A 17,632-nucleotide genomic window follows, 5' to 3' on the forward strand; every position below is an offset into this window, starting at 1 on the left:
AAAAGTATAGGTCTCCATGGCCTATTTGTTTACCCTTAATGTCTTAAGGGGTGTTGCACTTCAATTTTAAATCGGGCGTTTCTTAAACTTTGTTAAATCCGTCTTAAAAAGGCCCGAAGCCCGGTCATTATGGTAAAATTGAGTATGGATTACACCCTGCTTGCACGGCGGGAGATTGGATACATAGAGAGGACTCAGACTACTTATGCAAGAACGGATCAGAAAGCTTCACCACAACCGAATTTTTGCACTCGTATTCTGGTTAATCGTGGTTTTTGCGGCCATTGTCACCTTGCCGAATGTCAATACCATTATTCAATATGATGGTCAACCACAATTGGCGAATACGAGTCAACCCGTTAAAGCAACCCAGATTCAAAATACTTGGGGGCGCAACTTAAACGGGACGTACACCGTCAACGCGGTTTTCAACAACCCGGGCGGCGCGCTCACCAATAAGCAATTAGCAGCGGTCAACAAGACTGTCGCCAATTTGCAAAAACGGTCAAGTTATTATGGGATTCAAAAGATCACCACGATGACTAACACGCCAACCAGCAAACCGCAACTGTATTCCAAGGATAAGTCGACCGAAGTTGTTCAACTTGCGGTCAGCCACAACCAAGGAACGGTTCGTCAAATTACTAGCCAACTTACCAGTCAAATTTCTACGCTCGGCCTCAACACGTATGTGACCAGCCCTGAAATCGTTAGTGACGCCGCGAACGAGCACATTTCGTCCTTCACGTTAATCGTGATTTTAATGACGTTACTGATTGCCTTAGTCGCCATGGGGATTTTATTCGCATCCATCATCGCCCCAATCATTACGTTCCTAGCCATTTTAATCAGTTATATTTCAACGCTTAGTTTGGCGACTAACCTGGCTTATCACTGGAACTTCGCGTACTCCGAGTACACACCGATCTTCCTCTTACTGGGCATCAGCCTCTTCACGTTGCTGACCAGCTTCTGGTTCTTCCGGGAACTGCGCAACCACGTGGATGATGGCATGGAAAGTCAAGAAGCCACTAGCAAAGTCATTCAGGACCTGGGTTACCGGATTCTCATCAGTACCCTGAGCCTGACCCTGGCCTTTGGTAGCCTCATGCTCTTTGACTTCTCCACTATTCGGGCGTACGGTCTCCTCGGGATTGGTTTTGCCATCACCGGGATCGCCAGCGTCACCTTGATTCCCGTCTTCGCCGGTATGCTGGGAACCAGCCTCTTCTGGCCAAAGAAGACGCGGCCAAAGCTCAAGGATCACAAGTTATGGCACAGCCTCGCCCGTTTCGGCCTCTGGCAGCCATGGATCGCCATTCTGGTCGTCATCTACTTGGTCGGTCCCTTTGCTTACAGCTACCGCAACCAACTCAACTATGATAATTCAACGGATATTCCAAATAACCAAGCCGTGCAGGGTGCTCGGGTCTTAAGTGCCCACTTTGGTCAAGGGAAAGCAACCCCATTGACCCTCTATGTTCAAACGAACAAGCGTCTTGATAACCAAAACCAACTCTTCCAGCTGGATAACTTAACGAAGAAGCTGCGGGCCCAACCGGGTGTCGCCAGCGTCACGTCCGTTACCCAACCAGGTGGTCAACCCATCACGCAGTACTACGCGTCAACCCAACTCAACTCGTTAACCAACGAATTGACTGGTGTGGTTGGTCAACTCGGGACTGTCCGCAACGATTTGAAATCAGATAGTGCCAACCTGAAACAGAAGACGTTGAAGGCTGAGATCAAACGCCTGCAACAACTCTCAACCCAAACCACTAGCTTGGTCAGCGACAGCAGCGCACTGCAAAGTTCCCTGCAAGCTGCCCAAAGCAAGTCCAGCGCAAGTAGCACCAGCAGCACGTCCAAGAAGGTTACCCGCTACATCAACCAATTGAACGCTGTGAACTCGCAATTGAACTCAGCGATTGCCACTTTGAGCACGCTGTCCAGTGACGTCAGCACCACCAACACGGACGCCAGTGCCGCTCACTCAAACATCAGTAACTACGCCGAAACCATCAAGGCCGTCAATACCAGCCTGAATGATTCGCGTAAGCAAGTCATCACCATGCAGAAGTCCTTGAACAAGATGTACCTGTACCTGAGTGGCCTGCAATCATCCGAAGCAGCCAAGGCGTTGTACCTGTCCCCTACCCAAATCTCTAGCGGTGACTTCCAACAATCCTTGACCAACTTCACCGACGAAAAGGTCAAAGCCACTTACCTGACCATTACCTTGAAACACGCGCCAAACGCCAACGATACGGCTAAGACGTTGACCCAACTGAAACAGGTCGCTACCGCCCAATTACGCGGCACGATTATGGAAGGGTCCACGTTGACCTTCGCTGGCCAACCAGCCACGACCGCCACGATTCAAAACCAGTATCAACACGACTTACCACGGGTCTTACTCCTGGTCTTCGGGATTACGTTATTACTCCTGATCATCTTCAGTCGGTCCATCCTGCAAGCCACTTACTGGTTCTTGACCTTCCTGGCCTCGACCGCTGCTAGTTACCAGTTGACCCATCTCTTAATGAAGTGGTTGACCGGCGACGGCGATTTCAACTGGCAAGTGCCACTGTTAGCCTTCGTGCCCGTCACCGTATTGGCCGTCGTCGAATTGACCCAGTTAGCCTTGAGCTACCGGTTAAACGACGCCCCACTGCTTGACTGGTTACTCCCAGGCATTAACGAAGTTGGCCAAACCATGCGCCACTCCCTGTTCATCATCATTGCCGGGGTCTTAGGCCTGTTGGTCGCTGAATCACAAACGTTGACCGCTGTGACCTTGATTACCATCTTAACGGCAATCATCTTCAACCTGACGCTGCCAATCATGGCATCCTCCTTCGGGAAGTTGTCCGTGATCATCCCAGCGCAGAAGCCACATGAGTTCCACGCGCCACACCGCAAGAAGCGGCAAAAGCGGGCGGACCGGCCAATGAAGTCGGCCAAGTCTAGCAAGGCAGCTGCCAAGCCAACGACGACGCCTGACGATTCGAAGAAAGATTAACTAGATACATGAAAGCCACCGGCCCCCTAACAGGTCGGTGGCTTTTTTGGTTGGTATGTCATCATTCGCCTGCGGCTGCCAGAGATTCCGGCGTCTGTGGGGACCGCCTGCGGCCTGAGAAGCGGTCCTCCGGCTCGGTTTGAAGCCCGGCAACCCACCGGTCTCCAAACACGTCCCACGCTGTAAGCTGAGGAAACACTCAGCTAACACCGTCGACACAGCTACCTCCATCTCTGTCCTCCTCCGGCTAACGTGGTATCCCAACCAGTATTTAGAGTGTTCATACCGCCCCTATTGCCCAGTCTGCATTCTCCACGCGAAATGTATGTGCCATCTGCTGTTTTTCAACCAATTTCTAAAACTAAGTGACTTTATTTGATTTTTGTAACTTATTCACCTATACTCGTCTTACAAAATAAAACGAATAAGGTTGGCAAAAATATGAAATTAACAAACAACACAATCATGATTACTGGCGGCACCTCTGGGATTGGCTTGGCCTTTGCGCTCCGGCTCTTGGACATGGGCAATCGCGTCATCGTTGTCGGGCGGAACCAAACCAAAATTGATAACGTGCTCTCCTTACACCCTGGGCTAGAAGCCATTCAGGCCGATATTAGTCAGACCACCGATGTAACGGCGCTAACGAATCAGCTTGAACGGGATTACCCGGATTTAAATCTGATTATCAACTCCGCCGGTATTATGCGGCAGTACGACTTGTTTGACCCAGAAATTGCTTTAAGCGACCTCACGTCCGAGGTCACGACTAATTTGAACGGGATTATCTACGTGACGAAATCATTACTCCCCCTGCTTAGTCGGCAAAATGAGGCCATGATCGTCAACATCAGTTCCCTGCTATCCCTGGTGTCCGCGGCCGACTCGCCCATCTACTCCGCGACCAAGGCGGGGATTCACATGTACACGGACGCCCTGCGCGAACAGGTCAAGGCCAACCACGTCAACATCCACATCGTTGAGCTCCTGCCACCCCTGGTGACGGGCACGAACCTAACCCAGCAATACGACAAGACCTTCCTGGATAAATTCGCCAGCTCCACCACCACACAATTGGTCAACGCGGGTATCAAGGGCATGCAGAAAAACAAGCCGCAAATCGATGCCGGTTTCACCAAATTCATGCGCCTGTCGATGCACCTGGTCCCCCGGCAAGTGACCCACATCTGGGGCCAACAAACCATGACCGCCTTCTTGAAGAAACACAAACTGCTACACGCTTAATATGAAAATAGTCCGTTCGACAACTACCAAAAATGGTTGTCGAACGGACTATTTATTTGCTTAAATCAATTCACTACCACCAAGCTTAAACGCCCACCGCCAATCGTGAGCCGGAGGCAGCTGGGTACAGAGCGACCTGTGTCGATGGTGTTAGACCGGGCGCTTTTTCCCGGACTTACACCATGGGACGTGTTTGGAGACGGTGCCTTCCCGGTTTCAAACCGAGCTGGCGGACCGCCCCTCAGGCCGCAAGCGTTCCCCACAGGTGGCGGCGTACCCAGAGGCCGCAGGCGTCATGGTTTAACCAATCCAACAGCCGTTTAAGCTTTGGCGGGACGGTGGAAGAGACGAACGCCGGTGATGACCGTTGCCACCAAACAAATGGCCAGTGAGACCATGAAGGCGACCCGCATCCCGTCGATGAAGATTTCCGGATGGGCCGGCAAGTAAGCCGTGACGTGGTGCCCGGCGTAGTGGCCCATCGCTGAGAACAGCACGGTCGTGGCAATGGAAATCCCGATAATCATGCCGAGTTCCCGCGCTAGGGCGTTGATGCCCCCGGCGATGCCCAGGTTTTGCACCGGCACGGAACTCATGACGATTGAGTTGTTGGGCGACATGAAGATCCCGTTACCCAGCCCCACCAGGCCGATGAAGAACATGAAGATCCATAGCGGCGTCTGGAGAGTCGCCAGCATGTACCCGACCTGACTGATGGAAATCAGAACCAACCCGATAAACGTCAACAGCTCGGGGCCAATTTTATCCGAAACAGCCCCGGCAATTGGCGCGACGACGACCTGCACGATGGGGAACGTCATCAGCGCGTACCCTGCGTAGTTGGCGGCCAGTCCTCGGGCATTTTCCAGGTAGAACGGTGAAATCACGTTGAAGAAGAAGTTGGCCACGAAGATGAGAAAGGCACAGAGGATACTGATGCTGAAACGCTTATTGGTAAATAATTTCAAGGCCAGAATCGGGTCGGCTACCCGCAGTTCGAGGCGGACAAAGAACACGATGGCCACGATGGCGACCACGAACAGGCCGAGAATCAGTGGCTGAGCGAAGCCAATCTCCTGGCCAATAAATACGCCAGCAAACAGGCTGACCATGATGAAGGCGAATAGGCTCCCACCCGCCTTATCGATGGGCGTGTGGGTCACGGTCACGTCCTTGGGGAGGATGCGTTGGCCGATAAACCAGGCGATGATGCCAACTGGCACGTTGATCCAGAAGATGTAGCCCCAGTGGAGGTGCGCCAGAATCAGGCCACCGATGCCGGGCCCCGCAATACTGCCCAGCGCGACGAACGAGCCAATCATCCCGAGTGCCCGGCCCCGTTCACTGAACGGGAAGACTTCGGTGATGATGCCGTTGTTGGTCGCCATGGTCATGGCCGCACCAATCGCTTGAATCGCGCGGGCCACCAGTAGAAAGGTCAGCCCGGCACTGAAGCCACACAACAGTGACCCCAGGATAAATAGGACGGAACCCATTTTAAAGATGCGAATCTTGCCCCGTGTGTCGCCAAGCTTGCCAAAGATCAGTAGGAGCGCACAGATGACAATCAGATAGATGGACACCACCCACTCCGCCTGGTTCATCGGGATGTGGAGGTCCTTGCTCACGACGGGTAAGGCAATGTTAACGATACTGCCGTCCAGCGTCGACATAAAGGTAAAGAGGCAGACCGCGACGAGAATCCACCAGCGGTGTGCTTGAATCTGCGGGTCGTCCGCAAAGTTTTTCGGTTGCATGTTCATTCTCCCTTATCTAAACGCGCGAGTCGGGCGGCAATCCAGTTGGCCTGGGCCTGAGCGCGTGCTTTTTGTAGCTGATTGACCTGGCGTGCATCGACCACGTCGGTCGGGACCATTCGCGGTCGCGTCGTCAGATAGTCGTCTATGTCTCGCAGGTTATCTAATTGAAACTGCGTGAAGCTTTGGAAATCCTGTAACACGGTCCGCTGGTCGGTCACGCTTAATAAATGTAAAAAATTGCACTTGATTTGAAAGACCAGCTGGGACTGCTTGTTGACGGTCACCGGTGCCAGGATCAACGTTTGAAAATGGCTGCGGCCCTGCGAGGTGAGGGTCGCCACTTTCTTGGGCCGCTGACTGGTTTCAACCGTGGTCAGGGTGATGTCCCCCGCCTGGCTGAGCCGCTCGAGTAAGGGATACAGGACGCCATAGCTGACGGTCTGTTCCTGCCCCACCACCGACTTGAGCGCCTGGCGTAGTTGATACCCCGCCATCTCTTGGTCCATGAGTTGGCCGAGCACAAATAATTCGTACAAACTAGTCGCTTCCTTTCCGCTGACTAAGTATAGTATATCTGACCGATACATTCAACGGTGATTTGTGACAAACCTGTCACAACCTGCTTAACCACCTAAAAAGGCCCAAGGCAATCCGCCCTGGACCTGCTTCCTGTAACAAAGTTGTGACACTACCTACTCGGCTTCGGCTCGCGTCATCTGCTGGGCCTCCGCGTTCGGTAAGAGCTTGTAAGTGATGGGTCCATCACCATCCGGCACTAGGGCCATCAGCGTTTGTTCGGCATCAAAGGCGCCGAGATTAATGGCCAGTTGGTCATCGACCTTGGCAAACCCCTGTAGCCCGCTTGAAATGAAATGGTGAATGTACGCCATTCGGTTCTGGCGGGCATCAGCCTTCTGGGCCGCCGCCGCTAGTGTGAACCCCTCGTCCATGAAATACTTGATCAGTGACACCTTAATGAAGGTCTTAAACGTGTAGACCCGGGCCTGCTGGCCATCCGTGCGCTCCTGTGAGCTGATCAATTCCTTCTTCTCCCAGTACCGGAGCTGCCGGGCAGAAACGTCCGTCATTGAAGCCAACTCCCCGATACGGAAAACTAACCGACGAACATCAAAGAAATGCCGGGCTTCGTTCGTAAATTGTGCCATGTGTCCTTCTCCTCCCCTTGACGCTTATGTAAACTAAGTTACCAATTATGTTAGATAATAGCAAATTCCGCACCCCAATTACAACTTTCTGGTTAAAAGTAATGTTTTGTTTAAGACATTTAACAGCCCTGCAACTGGCTTGTTACATGTTTGTCATATTACATTGGTATCCTTGTACTTGTAAAATTCATGAGGGGTGTTTATTAGGATGAAGAAATTTATTAAAACAATTGCAGCAAGCGCATTGGTTTTCGTTGGATTCTTTGCTTTTAACGCCGGTTCCACGACGTCCGCTTCAGCCGCTACTAAGAGCGACTTCACTTCTATCTACAAGGTTGCCAAGGCTCACTTAGGTGCTAGTTACGTTTACGGTGCCACTGGCCCAACTGCCTTTGATTGCTCTGGTTTCACCGGTTACATTTACAAGAAGGGTGCTAGTGTGACATTGCCACGGACTGCACAAGCCCAATACAATGCTTACAAGCACGTCAGCTACAAGAACATCAAGAAGGGTGATTTGGTCTTCTTTGGTGGTAGTGCCTACTCTATCTCCCACGTTGGGATGTACATTGGTAAAGGTAAGATGATCGATGCCCAAAACCGCGGTGTCGTTCGCGAAGCCGTTCATGCTCCATGGTGGCACGCTGTTGGTTACGCTCGAGTAACGACTGCTGATAACAGCAACAACGCTACTTCTAGTGCAACTGATGCTGATTAATTTCTAAAACCTAACGTTCAGTAATCTCCTCATGAATTCAACTGAACGAATTAAATTCGACACGTTACGCGTTGGCAATTGGCCGGCGGTAACGTGTTTTTTTGTTTAATGATTTGAACGATTGAACCATGTTACTGAAAACTTTGAAAACACTTCCCTGTTTAGTTTGGCTCAAAGCAGACCACACCTAAGATTTATATGCACTCTGATTATTATTTACGGTAATCTTCAATGTTATATTGTATAATAGCATTAGCACAAACTTACAAATACACAAATTCAGGAGGTATCTCACTATGTCTGACACACGTAAAACTCTCGAAGATTTCAAACCATTAGTTCAAGAATTCAATGAAAATTTCGAGTTTTTCAAAGGTCCCTTTTCCCAGTCTTCAATTTCTCCGAATTTTGAAGTTAATGGCACATTTCCAATTGTCTGGTTTGGAGATTTGAATTATTACTTATCCTCTGCTCCCTCACCTACCATTGTCACAATTGGTGCAAACCCATCAAATGCTGAATTTTCACCTGCTCGATTCTCCAATAAGGAAGCTAAACAACGCGTGGATCACATTTCAACAGATATGATTGATGAAGAAATTTCATTCTTTAACGACTACTTCACCATGCCTGATCATATCCGCACCAATTACTTTAACACACTTGAAGAGACGTTAAACAAGGTCCTTCTTAACACCTCTAATAAAGAGGATAAAAATTATATTAGTTTTGGCTCACTTGATCGGTCAACTCATACAAAGCTCATACATATTGATGCCTTTAGTGCTGTTGCTACTACACCTCTATGGGGAAAACTAAAAAGTGACTCGAACACTCCTACTATTGCCGACATACTAACCTTTGCCAATAAAAACACTCCTGGATTATTTAATCGTGAAATTGATTCTCTTTCAAGTTTAGAGCATTCGGGTCATGAATTAGAAAACCGACTACTCGAACTGCTGAATCCTGATATCACTGTTTTTATGGGGACTTTCAACTACTTTGAGCAGAAAATGGTTTATGATTTTATTAAAGACTCTGATTTTCAATGTTACTCTAACAATTATTACTCTGATGATGATAAACTAATTGGCTATCTTGGCAATACCACCAAACCTGAATATAAGAATAAGACCCTATCTGAGATACTTCAAATTACCCGAGATGAAAAACCCGACCTTAATATAACACAGCCCTCTGCAGCCGTTTATGTTAAAGAGACAGACGATGGACCAAAATTCTTACTTTTCAAACGTAATGGACAATCCAATTTATTTCTCTCAGACGAATTAGCAGCTGCCGTTAAAAACGCTAAGGACGATACGGATTCAAACAATGACGTTGCTCGAGTGTTTAAGTAAATAGTTATCAAATTTCAATAAAAAAGAACTTAAAAAAGCCTAAAAAAGAGCACCCAACCACATTGGTTAGGTGCTTTTGCTTCTAGATTCGCTTATTCCCCGGTATACTGCACCGTCTGATGCTGAATACCAGCCTCTTCAAATGCATCACCAATGGGTTCAAAACCCAATTCTTTGTAGAAATCCATGGCCGTCAACTGGGCGTCCAATTCGACGTGCGCCACGTCTGAGCGCTTGGCATCGTGGATGATCTGCTTGATCAATTCCGCTGCGTAACCGTGCTTACGTTGATCAGCAACCGTGGCCACGCGTTGAATCTTCACGCGGTTCCCCGCCAGCATGTCGATTCGTGCCGTCGTGACGGGTTCATCGTCCACGTACCCGACGTAGTGCATCTTGTCTTCGTCGGTTCCGTCCAGTTCCACCTTAGGGTCAATCCCCTGTTCTTCAATGAACACGTCCTTGCGCATTTGCAGGGCGTCTTGGTATACGGGGTTCAATTTACCCCAAGCCATTCTAATTTCCATCAAACCATCCATCCTCGCTTAATCTTTTTGGTTGTAGCTTAATACTTGAATGTCGTCCGGCGTCAGCAGTAGCTTCGTGACGCTCCCGTTCGCTGGCCGTTCACTTAGGTCATACTTACCCTGACCGTAACGTTCCATCAGGCTCAGCAACGTATTGCCGTGGCTGACCATCAAGACGTTGTCGCCGTCTTTCAAATCGGGGTTGTGGCGAATCAGGTTAAACGCTTGATCCACCCGCGCCCAGTACTCTTCGTTGTTTTCAGCTTGGCGGAACGGATCGGCTTCCTTCAAGAAGTCCTTGGCCTTGCCAATCGAGTATTTCTCTTCAATCGCCTTAAACGTTGGCACACCATGCGGCGCACCCGCCACGTACCAGGCCTGTGCCATGTCGGTGCCTTCGTAGTACCCGTAGAACTCTTCACGGAAGAAGGATGCCGTCGTCAGCTGAGCAGCCGGTGCCGAGTGGTTAGCGGTCAAAATGGCCTTGGCCGTCTGTTCAGCCCGCGTCGTGTCACTGCAGTAGGCCGCAGCGAATTGCACGTCCTGCAGGCGTTTCCCCGCGTTCTCGGCGTCTGCGATACCCGCCTCAGTCAATGGTGAATTGCTCCAGCCTTGGAGTTTATTGTAGATATTAAAATACGTTTGCCCATGACGGACCACGTACAGCGTGAGTTGTTTCGTCATAGCTAGTCACACCTTTCATTTAAAATCTATCTCTAGTGTACCAAAGATACTGCGGTAGCGGTTACAATTTCGCAGTCTGACTTAAAGTTTTCCTAAACTTGCCCCCAAAACGGCCACAGCCCCCCGAACTTTGGTACGCTGGGTTGAACGCAGATTGCCTCGTCTCCGGGGCGGTGAAAACGACTGTGCTAGCTTCGTTCCCGCCGGCGGATTCAAGCTGCCCTGCTGTGGGGAACGGTGCCAGCCTGAGAAACGGTCTGCCACCTCGCCTTGAAGCCTGGAAAACCACCAGTCTCCATGGTCGTCCCATGTTCTAGGCTGAGAAAATCATTCAGCCAAGAACATCGACACAGCTGGTCACCTTGATCCGCCTCTGGTCACTGCACGAGCTGGCATTTTCACCACCCCTGCGGCTGACACTGGTTCACCCCGCACCAACATCGACGGGATTGTCCTTGTTGGGTGGTTTTTTCTGTGTCTTGGTCTGCTTTATCCGTTAAGGTCCGTATAATTGGAACAGGCAGTGATTGCGTCATGTAATTAATGGGACATATACAATAGAAGAAAAGTAATTAAATAACTAGTCTATTCGTCCTTACGTACTAACCGTTTTACCCGTCATCATAACCTTGTTAGGTACTAGTTTCTACTATATTGGTTACACCCTCACACCACCCCCCTAGTCCATCTACCAGTAACTGACGGGAAGTCCGTCAGGTGAGCCGGAGGTGACCAGACAGAACCCCGTGTCGGTGGTTTTAGTCGAGCGTTCTTCTCGACTTAGACCACGGCCGAGCTTGTAGACTCACGGTCTTGGTGATAGTTCTACATCTGATTGATACTTGCCCACAGCACACCACCCCACGTCTCATATACCAGACAACGTTGCCGTGCCCCACTCGGTGTGCTGGAGCGGTTAGCCACCCTCCCTGTGTCGGTGGTCTTTGGTGAGTGATCTTCTCACCTTAGACCACGGCCGAGTTGGGAGACTTACGGGTTTAGTAAGGCTCCCAACCGCCCTGAAGACCGCACCTCAGGCTTCAGGTCTGCCCCACAGGTAGGGTGGCTAACCAGTGGAAGCATACCGAGTGGGGCACAACCCAAAGTTATATGGTAGAATGAGACTACTTTATCCGCACACGAAGGAGCGAACGCACCGTGGAACGTTTCAAAAAAATATGGGCCAGAACCGGGACTCGCATGGGCTTTGTCACCCTGCTGGTCGTCCTGTTCTGGTTGAAGACTTTACTCGCCTATTTCGTCGACTTTAAGCTGGGACTCAGCGATCCGTTTCAATTCCTGATTCTCCTCCTGAATCCCCTAGCGACAACGATTCTGTTGTTCGGGTTGGCGTTATATTTCAAACGAGCGCGCTTCTTCTACCCGTTTATCTTTCTCATCGACATCCTCAACAGCCTGCTGCTGTACATCAACGTCATCTACTTCCGCGAGTTCACGGACTTCATGACCGTCAGCACCATGCTGGGCTATTCCAAGGTCGACCAGGGACTCTCCGGGAGCTCGCTGGCCCTGACCTCGCCGCACGACCTTCTGTACTGGCTCGACCTCGTGCTCGTGCTGGCACTGATGGCCACGCGGCGTATCTACCTCGACCCGCGGCCGCTAAATAAGCGCGTCGGCCTCGCCGTCACCTCCAGCGCCCTCCTGCTGTTCACGGTCAACCTAACCCTGGGCGAAATGGACCGACCGCAACTGTTGACGCGGACCTTTGACCGGACCTACTTGGTGAAATACCTGGGGCTGGACGCCTTCACCGTTTATGATGGCATCAAGTCGCAGCACACCAGTGAACTGCGGTCGCACGCCAAGAAGTCCGAGCTCAGTGGCATTTTAAAATACGTGCACAAGAATTACGCGGCCCCCGACAAGAGCATGTACGGCGTCGCCAAGGGTAAAAACGTCATCATCATTCACCTGGAAAGCTTCCAGCAATTCTTGATCAACAAGAAGGTCAACGGCCAAGAGGTCACACCGTTTTTGAACAAACTCTATAAGAGCAAGGCGACCTATAGCTTCGACAACTTCTTCCATGAAGTCGGCCAAGGCAAGACGTCCGACGCCGAAACCATGCTGGAAACCGGGACGTACGGCCTGCCACAAGGGTCGCTATTTACCCAACTCGGGAATGACAACACCTTCCAGGCGGCACCCGCCATTTTCGACCAGGCCGGCTACAGCACCGCGGTCTTCCACGGAAACGTAGCCAGCTTCTGGAATCGCAGCAACACCTACAAGAACCTGGGTTACCAGTACTTCTTCGATGCCAGCTACTACGACACCTCGGGCGATAAATCCCTGGGCTATGGCTTAAAGGATAAGCTATTGTTCAACGATTCCGTGAAGTACCTCCAGCATCTCCAGCAGCCATTTTACGTGAAATACCTGACCGTCACCAACCACTTCCCGTTCACGCTGGACAGTGAAGATTCCAGCTTCAAGACGCCAAATACTGGTGACAAGACGGTCGATAACTACTTCAAGACCGCCCACTACCTCGATCAATCCATCAAGGAATTCTACGCCTACCTGCACAAATCCGGGCTGGCTAAAAATTCGCTGGTCATGATCTACGGGGATCACTACGGTATTTCCAACTCGTCAAACAAGAGCCTGGCGAAGTTGCTCGGGGTCAATCCGGACGACTGGAACGACTACGACAACGCCCAGCTCCAACGCGTGCCACTGATGTTTAACATGCCCGGCTACAAGAAGGGTAAAGTTGAACACACCTATGGCGGCGAGGTCGACGTGCTGCCAACGCTGATGCACCTGATGGGCATGAATACCAAGAAATACATTCAGTTCGGGACCGACCTGTTCTCCAAGGCTCACAATCCGGTCGTGGCTTTCCGTAACCGCGATTGGGTCAGCCCGGACTACACGTCCATCGACGGCACCGTTTACAGCAACAAGACCCAAGAGGAGATTCATCCCAACAAGACGCTGCAGGCCAAGCTAGACGCCATGCAAAAGCACGTCAACCAGGGCTTGAACGACTCCGATTCGCTGAACCAAAAGAATCTCCTGCGTTTCTTCCATCCAAAAGGTTTCACCGCCGTTGACCCGTCCGATTACAACTATTCCGACGGACTGGAAAAGGAAGAGAAGTTGGAGAAGAAGTTGGGCTTGAAGTCAACTAGCCTGTTCTCCCGTAACGGGGACAAGTCGACGCAGCCGTTCTATAAGACGGACGCGCCAGAGCTGGGGCACAAGACCACCGATTCCAACCGAATCAAGATCACCAACCAAGACGACACTAGCGGGAAGTAGCTCCTCACTCCGCCTACGAAATTTCAAGGAACTCCGCCTGTGGGGTAACTGCCGCCTGCGTCGGTTAGGTGCTCCCACCCTATGGGGCACGGACGAAGCCTGTGAAGCGGTCTTCGCCCTTGTGTTCAAGCCTCGCCCAACCCGCGAGTCTCGAACGCATCCCGTGCTGTAAGGCCGGCAAACCACCGGCCAACACCACCGACACAGGGTTCCGCACCTAACCGACTCCGGCTAAGATTGACCATGTCCTTCCGATTGGTTGGTTTGGGTTGTTATCTGATTGGTTGCTCTATATAAAATTGTTTTCTATGCAAATAAAGAAGCTGTCCGTTCAATCATTACGATTGTCCGAGCAGCTTCTTTGCGTTTATGAAATTTTCTTCTATGGTTAAGGTAAGTAGTTGTGGCTAATCATCAATGGGTGGTGAAGTTACCACACTACTGATGTACTCCACCACTACAAAGGGAGTTAAACCACGTCCGGGCCACGGCACTTCGCGGTCCACCCCAATTTACTGGTCGGGCCACAACATCAGCCGTAAGGCAGCCAGTACGGAAGCCTGTGTCGATTTAGTTTGTCGGCGTCTTTCGCCGGCTTACTAAACGGGACGCCTTAGAGACGCCGAATTCAGGCGGCTCTAAGCGCCTTGGAAGACCGCCTTCCAGGCTTCCAAGGTTGCCCCACAGGCTGGGAGTACTGGCTGCCGTCGGCGGCAATCTCCCACAACCTCATCAGCAATCTAAAAATCAAAGACCGAGCGAAGTGCTGTGGACCGGGCCGTGGTGGTCGGGGAAGAAGCGGGTCATGATCGACCGCACCGCCACCGGCGCCTCACCATACCCCGTCGCAATCAACGGCTGTTTACCCGGATACATGACCCCATCGCCAATCGCGTAGATACCATCCACGCTGGTGGCCATGGTCGAATCGACCGCAATCAGGCGTTGGCTCTCGGCCAGTTGGACGTCCCATTTAGCCAGGGCACTGTGGTCCGACGTGAAACCGTAGCTGACGACCAGGTCATCCACGGTCATGTGGACCGGGTCACCCGTCTGTCCGACTGGCTTTAGCGTGACGTCCAAGCCGGCCGGCGTTTCCGCTAAGTCGCGAATCAGGTACGGCGTTTGGACGTGGACGCTGGACTGCTGCAACAGGTCGACCATGTGCGGTAACCCGCGGAACTGGGCGCGCCGATGAAGCAGCGTCACGGACTTGGCGACCGGTTCCAGCATTAGTGCCTGGTCGATGGCGGCGTCCCCACCCCCGGCAACCATGACGTCCTTATCACGGAAACGTTCGAGGTCGCGAACGCTGTAGAAAAGGTGTTTGCCAGTCAGGGCGTCCGCCGTGGCCACGTTTAATTTCCGTGGCGCAAAGGCCCCGTTGCCAATGGCGACGATCACCGCTTTGCTCTGCGATGTGCCGGCTGGCGTGGTGATGGTAAAGCCGTCTTCGGTGGCCGTCACGTTGGTCACTGTCTCCCCCGTTTTAATTGTCAGGGGAAATTGGGCATTTTGCTTTTGCTGGTTGGCAATCAGGTCGCGCCCACTCACGGCGGGGAGGCCGGCCACGTCTAAAATAGTTTTCTCAGGATACAGGGCGTTGACCTGCCCACCCAGCTCGGCCAGGCTCTCGATGACCTGCGTCTTGGCATTGTTCATGCCGGCGTAAAAGGCCGCGAACATGCCGGCGGGGCCGCCCCCGATAATCGTGATATCAAATTGCTCAGTCATTTTATCAAAATCCTTTCTAAGGAGGTGGTCTTTGTGAAACACACGCGTGGACTCACCGTTTTCCTCACAACGCTCTTGGTTTTAGGCAGCTTCATCGGCTGGTGGAATCACCGCTGGGCCGTGCTCAACGACCTGCGCGTGCCCCAGACGCGGACGGCCACCCTCTTCTTGCCAGGGACCCACGGCGCTTGGCTCTCGCTGCGCAGCATGGTCACCAGCCTGGACCGCCCGCACGTCGGGACGTTTGCCCTGACGGCGCGGGTCACCTGGAATGGCCACGTGACTTGGCAACAGCACCAGTCCGTTGGCCGCAACAATCCGCTCATTCCGGTTATTTTCAAAGATAACACGCATCCGCAGAAACAGGCACGCCAGTTGGCGACCGTCCTAACCCAACTCCACCGGCGTTACGGCGTGAACCGGGTCAACTTTGTCGGCCACTCCTCCGGCGGCACGATTGCCTACGACTACCTAAACGACCACGCGCCCGCCCCGGTGGCCGTCGCCCGCATCGTGATGGTGGGAGCCGACTTCCCGGAACGGACGCACCTCGCTGACCGCTATCCAGAGTTAAAAATTTTAAATATCGCTGGCGTGATTGGCCAGACCGGCAACGACAGTGAGGTGCCGGCGAACACCGTGACCCCACTGCGGCACCTGGTCGCTGGCCGCGTCGGTCAGTATCGCTATGAAACGTTTACCGGGCCCGTTTGGGACACGCAACACTCCTTGTTACACGAGAATCCGGCGCTGGACGCCAAGCTGATGCGCTACCTCTATCCGCCGAGCTGATTGCCTGTCAAAATGCGTTGCCCCTGGAGCGTGCGCGCCTCGCGGAGACCGGCGTTGATCAGCACAAAGATGGCGACCCAGCCGATGGCGATGAGCATCCACTGCTGCAGGTATAAAATGTCTAATAAGGCGAACGGCGCGTTCCAGTCCCAGAGGGCGTGGAGCGCGATGGCCAGAAGGTAGAAGCGCAGAAATTTTGGTGCGACCATGTTACTCCCGGTCACGGGTTGGTGCCGTTCCTTGGCTAAAATGATGGCGGCCCCCATGATGGCGGACCAAATCGTATGGGTCCCGATGGCTTGCCAGCTACGCATCAGCAGGGTCACCAAGCCATACTGGCCGGTGTACCCCGCCGTTTCAAAGACGGCGAATCCGGCACCGATGGCTGCCCCAACTAATAGCCCGTTGAAAATATAATTCAGACGGAAACGGTTCACGAAGTAAGCAATCACCAGCATCTTGGCGGTCTCTTCAATAAAGCCGACAACCAGGGCCGACTCCCACGATGTCCCGTTGCCCGATGGAATCAGGGAGTACAGAATCATGGTGGCAATCAAGGAAAGAATCCCGCCGACTAAAAAGACGGTCATTAATTGGTACACAGAAATATTGCGGAACACATTAATTTCAAAAAACATGATCAATAAGGAAAATGGCACCGTCAGTGAGCCGATGAAGATCATCCCCGGCACGGCGTTGTTGCTCCGGAAGACCAGGAACAACATCGCTAACAACACGAAGCTGGCTCCCAGTAGCGCAAAGACGCGGGAGAACAGCCAGGGTTTGACGGGTGCCGCCGACACGGCTTCTAAAGACGGCGTGGTTTCGCGGGTCCCGACAATGAACAGGACCTCCGCATCGTCGCGGTTGTGCGGCTTGAACACCTCTGAAAACATCTGAAACAGGTGAATCTCCACCACTTTATTCTCGCCGGTCCACTCGTTCATTTCCTTCGTGGCGTCGTCTAGCAAATGGTTGTGATACTCGAATTTTTTTCTATTTGGCTTGCTCGCTTCATTGGCCATGGCTGGCCCCCCTTTTTAGATTCACGTTAACCCAGAATTCGGTCGCAAATTAACCGATTTCAAAAAAATTTTACTAAAATTAGCGACCCCGTTTCTAGCGCTTAACGAAAAACACGGCACTAATTTCCAATATACGTAAAACGCTTTACTCAAGCGCTTCCAGCGCCATTGACCGGCAGGAATCCCGGAATCAATGGCCGTCTTCTATCTTACCCTGAACCGTCAATTGCTTCAACTTGGTGACGGGGTGAGCTTGCTAAATGTAACCAGTTACATTATAGTTAAAGCAGGCGTTAAAGCTTAA

Annotated in this window: 13 protein-coding genes; 6 read left to right on the forward strand and 7 right to left on the reverse strand. The window is 51.9% G+C overall.

The genetic code is table 11. The features are described 5' to 3' along the window. Positions 1-205: 205 nt before the first annotated feature. Together JUF13_RS12670 and JUF13_RS12675 are read left to right on the forward strand one after the other, a co-directional pair. Positions 206-3,022, forward strand: a complete 2,817-nt coding sequence (locus JUF13_RS12670) for an MMPL family transporter (RefSeq protein WP_203639978.1) — start codon at positions 206-208, stop codon at positions 3,020-3,022. A 441-nt stretch (positions 3,023-3,463) separates the two neighbouring features. Continuing rightward, positions 3,464-4,267, forward strand: coding sequence for an SDR family oxidoreductase (locus tag JUF13_RS12675; RefSeq protein ID WP_203639979.1), 804 nt, complete (start codon positions 3,464-3,466; stop codon positions 4,265-4,267). Positions 4,268-4,587: 320 nt separating this feature from the next. Here JUF13_RS12675 and JUF13_RS12680 read toward each other — a convergent pair whose 3' ends face one another. From JUF13_RS12680 to JUF13_RS12690, 3 genes are all read right to left on the reverse strand, one after another. Further along, positions 4,588-6,024, reverse strand: coding sequence for an MFS transporter (locus JUF13_RS12680; RefSeq protein WP_203639980.1), 1,437 nt, complete (start codon positions 6,022-6,024; stop codon positions 4,588-4,590). Positions 6,025-6,026: 2 nt separating this feature from the next. Further along, entirely contained in the window at positions 6,027-6,563 is a 537-nt protein-coding gene (locus JUF13_RS12685; RefSeq protein ID WP_203639981.1) for a PadR family transcriptional regulator, read from the reverse strand. Between the two features lie 156 nt (positions 6,564-6,719). Continuing rightward, positions 6,720-7,193 carry a MerR family transcriptional regulator gene (locus tag JUF13_RS12690; protein WP_203639982.1) on the reverse strand — a complete coding sequence of 158 codons (474 nt, stop codon included), beginning with the start codon at positions 7,191-7,193 and terminating at the stop codon, positions 6,720-6,722. Between the two features lie 208 nt (positions 7,194-7,401). On the opposite strand from JUF13_RS12690, the gene JUF13_RS12695 reads away from it, so the two are divergent. Beyond that, a complete protein-coding gene (locus JUF13_RS12695; protein WP_203639983.1) occupies positions 7,402-7,911 on the forward strand; it encodes a C40 family peptidase in 510 nt (169 codons plus the stop codon). Between the two features lie 296 nt (positions 7,912-8,207). Next, positions 8,208-9,275, forward strand: coding sequence for a hypothetical protein (locus JUF13_RS12700; RefSeq protein ID WP_203639984.1), 1,068 nt, complete (start codon positions 8,208-8,210; stop codon positions 9,273-9,275). 92 nt (positions 9,276-9,367) lie between these two features. On the opposite strand, the gene JUF13_RS12705 is transcribed toward JUF13_RS12700, so the two are convergent. Then, positions 9,368-9,802, reverse strand: coding sequence for a GNAT family N-acetyltransferase (locus tag JUF13_RS12705; protein ID WP_125765901.1), 435 nt, complete (start codon positions 9,800-9,802; stop codon positions 9,368-9,370). An 18-nt stretch (positions 9,803-9,820) separates the two neighbouring features. Further along, positions 9,821-10,486: a histidine phosphatase family protein gene (locus tag JUF13_RS12710; RefSeq protein ID WP_203639985.1), complete on the reverse strand. Its 666-nt coding sequence runs from the start codon at positions 10,484-10,486 to the stop codon at positions 9,821-9,823. A 1,200-nt stretch (positions 10,487-11,686) separates the two neighbouring features. On the opposite strand from JUF13_RS12710, the gene JUF13_RS12715 reads away from it, so the two are divergent. Then, positions 11,687-13,777 (forward strand): LTA synthase family protein, encoded by a 2,091-nt coding sequence (locus JUF13_RS12715; protein WP_203640005.1) that lies wholly within the window; start codon positions 11,687-11,689, stop codon positions 13,775-13,777. A gap of 747 nt (positions 13,778-14,524) precedes the next feature. Here the strand turns inward: JUF13_RS12715 and JUF13_RS12720 are convergent. Further along, positions 14,525-15,511, reverse strand: coding sequence for an NAD(P)/FAD-dependent oxidoreductase (locus JUF13_RS12720; RefSeq protein WP_203639986.1), 987 nt, complete (start codon positions 15,509-15,511; stop codon positions 14,525-14,527). A gap of 33 nt (positions 15,512-15,544) precedes the next feature. On the opposite strand from JUF13_RS12720, the gene JUF13_RS12725 reads away from it, so the two are divergent. Further along, positions 15,545-16,303: an alpha/beta fold hydrolase gene (locus tag JUF13_RS12725; RefSeq protein ID WP_203639987.1), complete on the forward strand. Its 759-nt coding sequence runs from the start codon at positions 15,545-15,547 to the stop codon at positions 16,301-16,303. On the opposite strand, the gene JUF13_RS12730 is transcribed toward JUF13_RS12725, so the two are convergent. Continuing rightward, positions 16,288-17,328, reverse strand: a complete 1,041-nt coding sequence (locus JUF13_RS12730; protein WP_203639988.1) for a PrsW family intramembrane metalloprotease — start codon at positions 17,326-17,328, stop codon at positions 16,288-16,290. The genes JUF13_RS12725 and JUF13_RS12730 overlap by 16 nt on opposite strands. Between the last annotated feature and the right edge of the window lie 304 nt (positions 17,329-17,632).

This window comes from Levilactobacillus wangkuiensis (assembly GCF_016861605.1).
GTDB classification, from domain to species: Bacteria; Bacillota; Bacilli; order Lactobacillales; family Lactobacillaceae; genus Levilactobacillus; species Levilactobacillus wangkuiensis.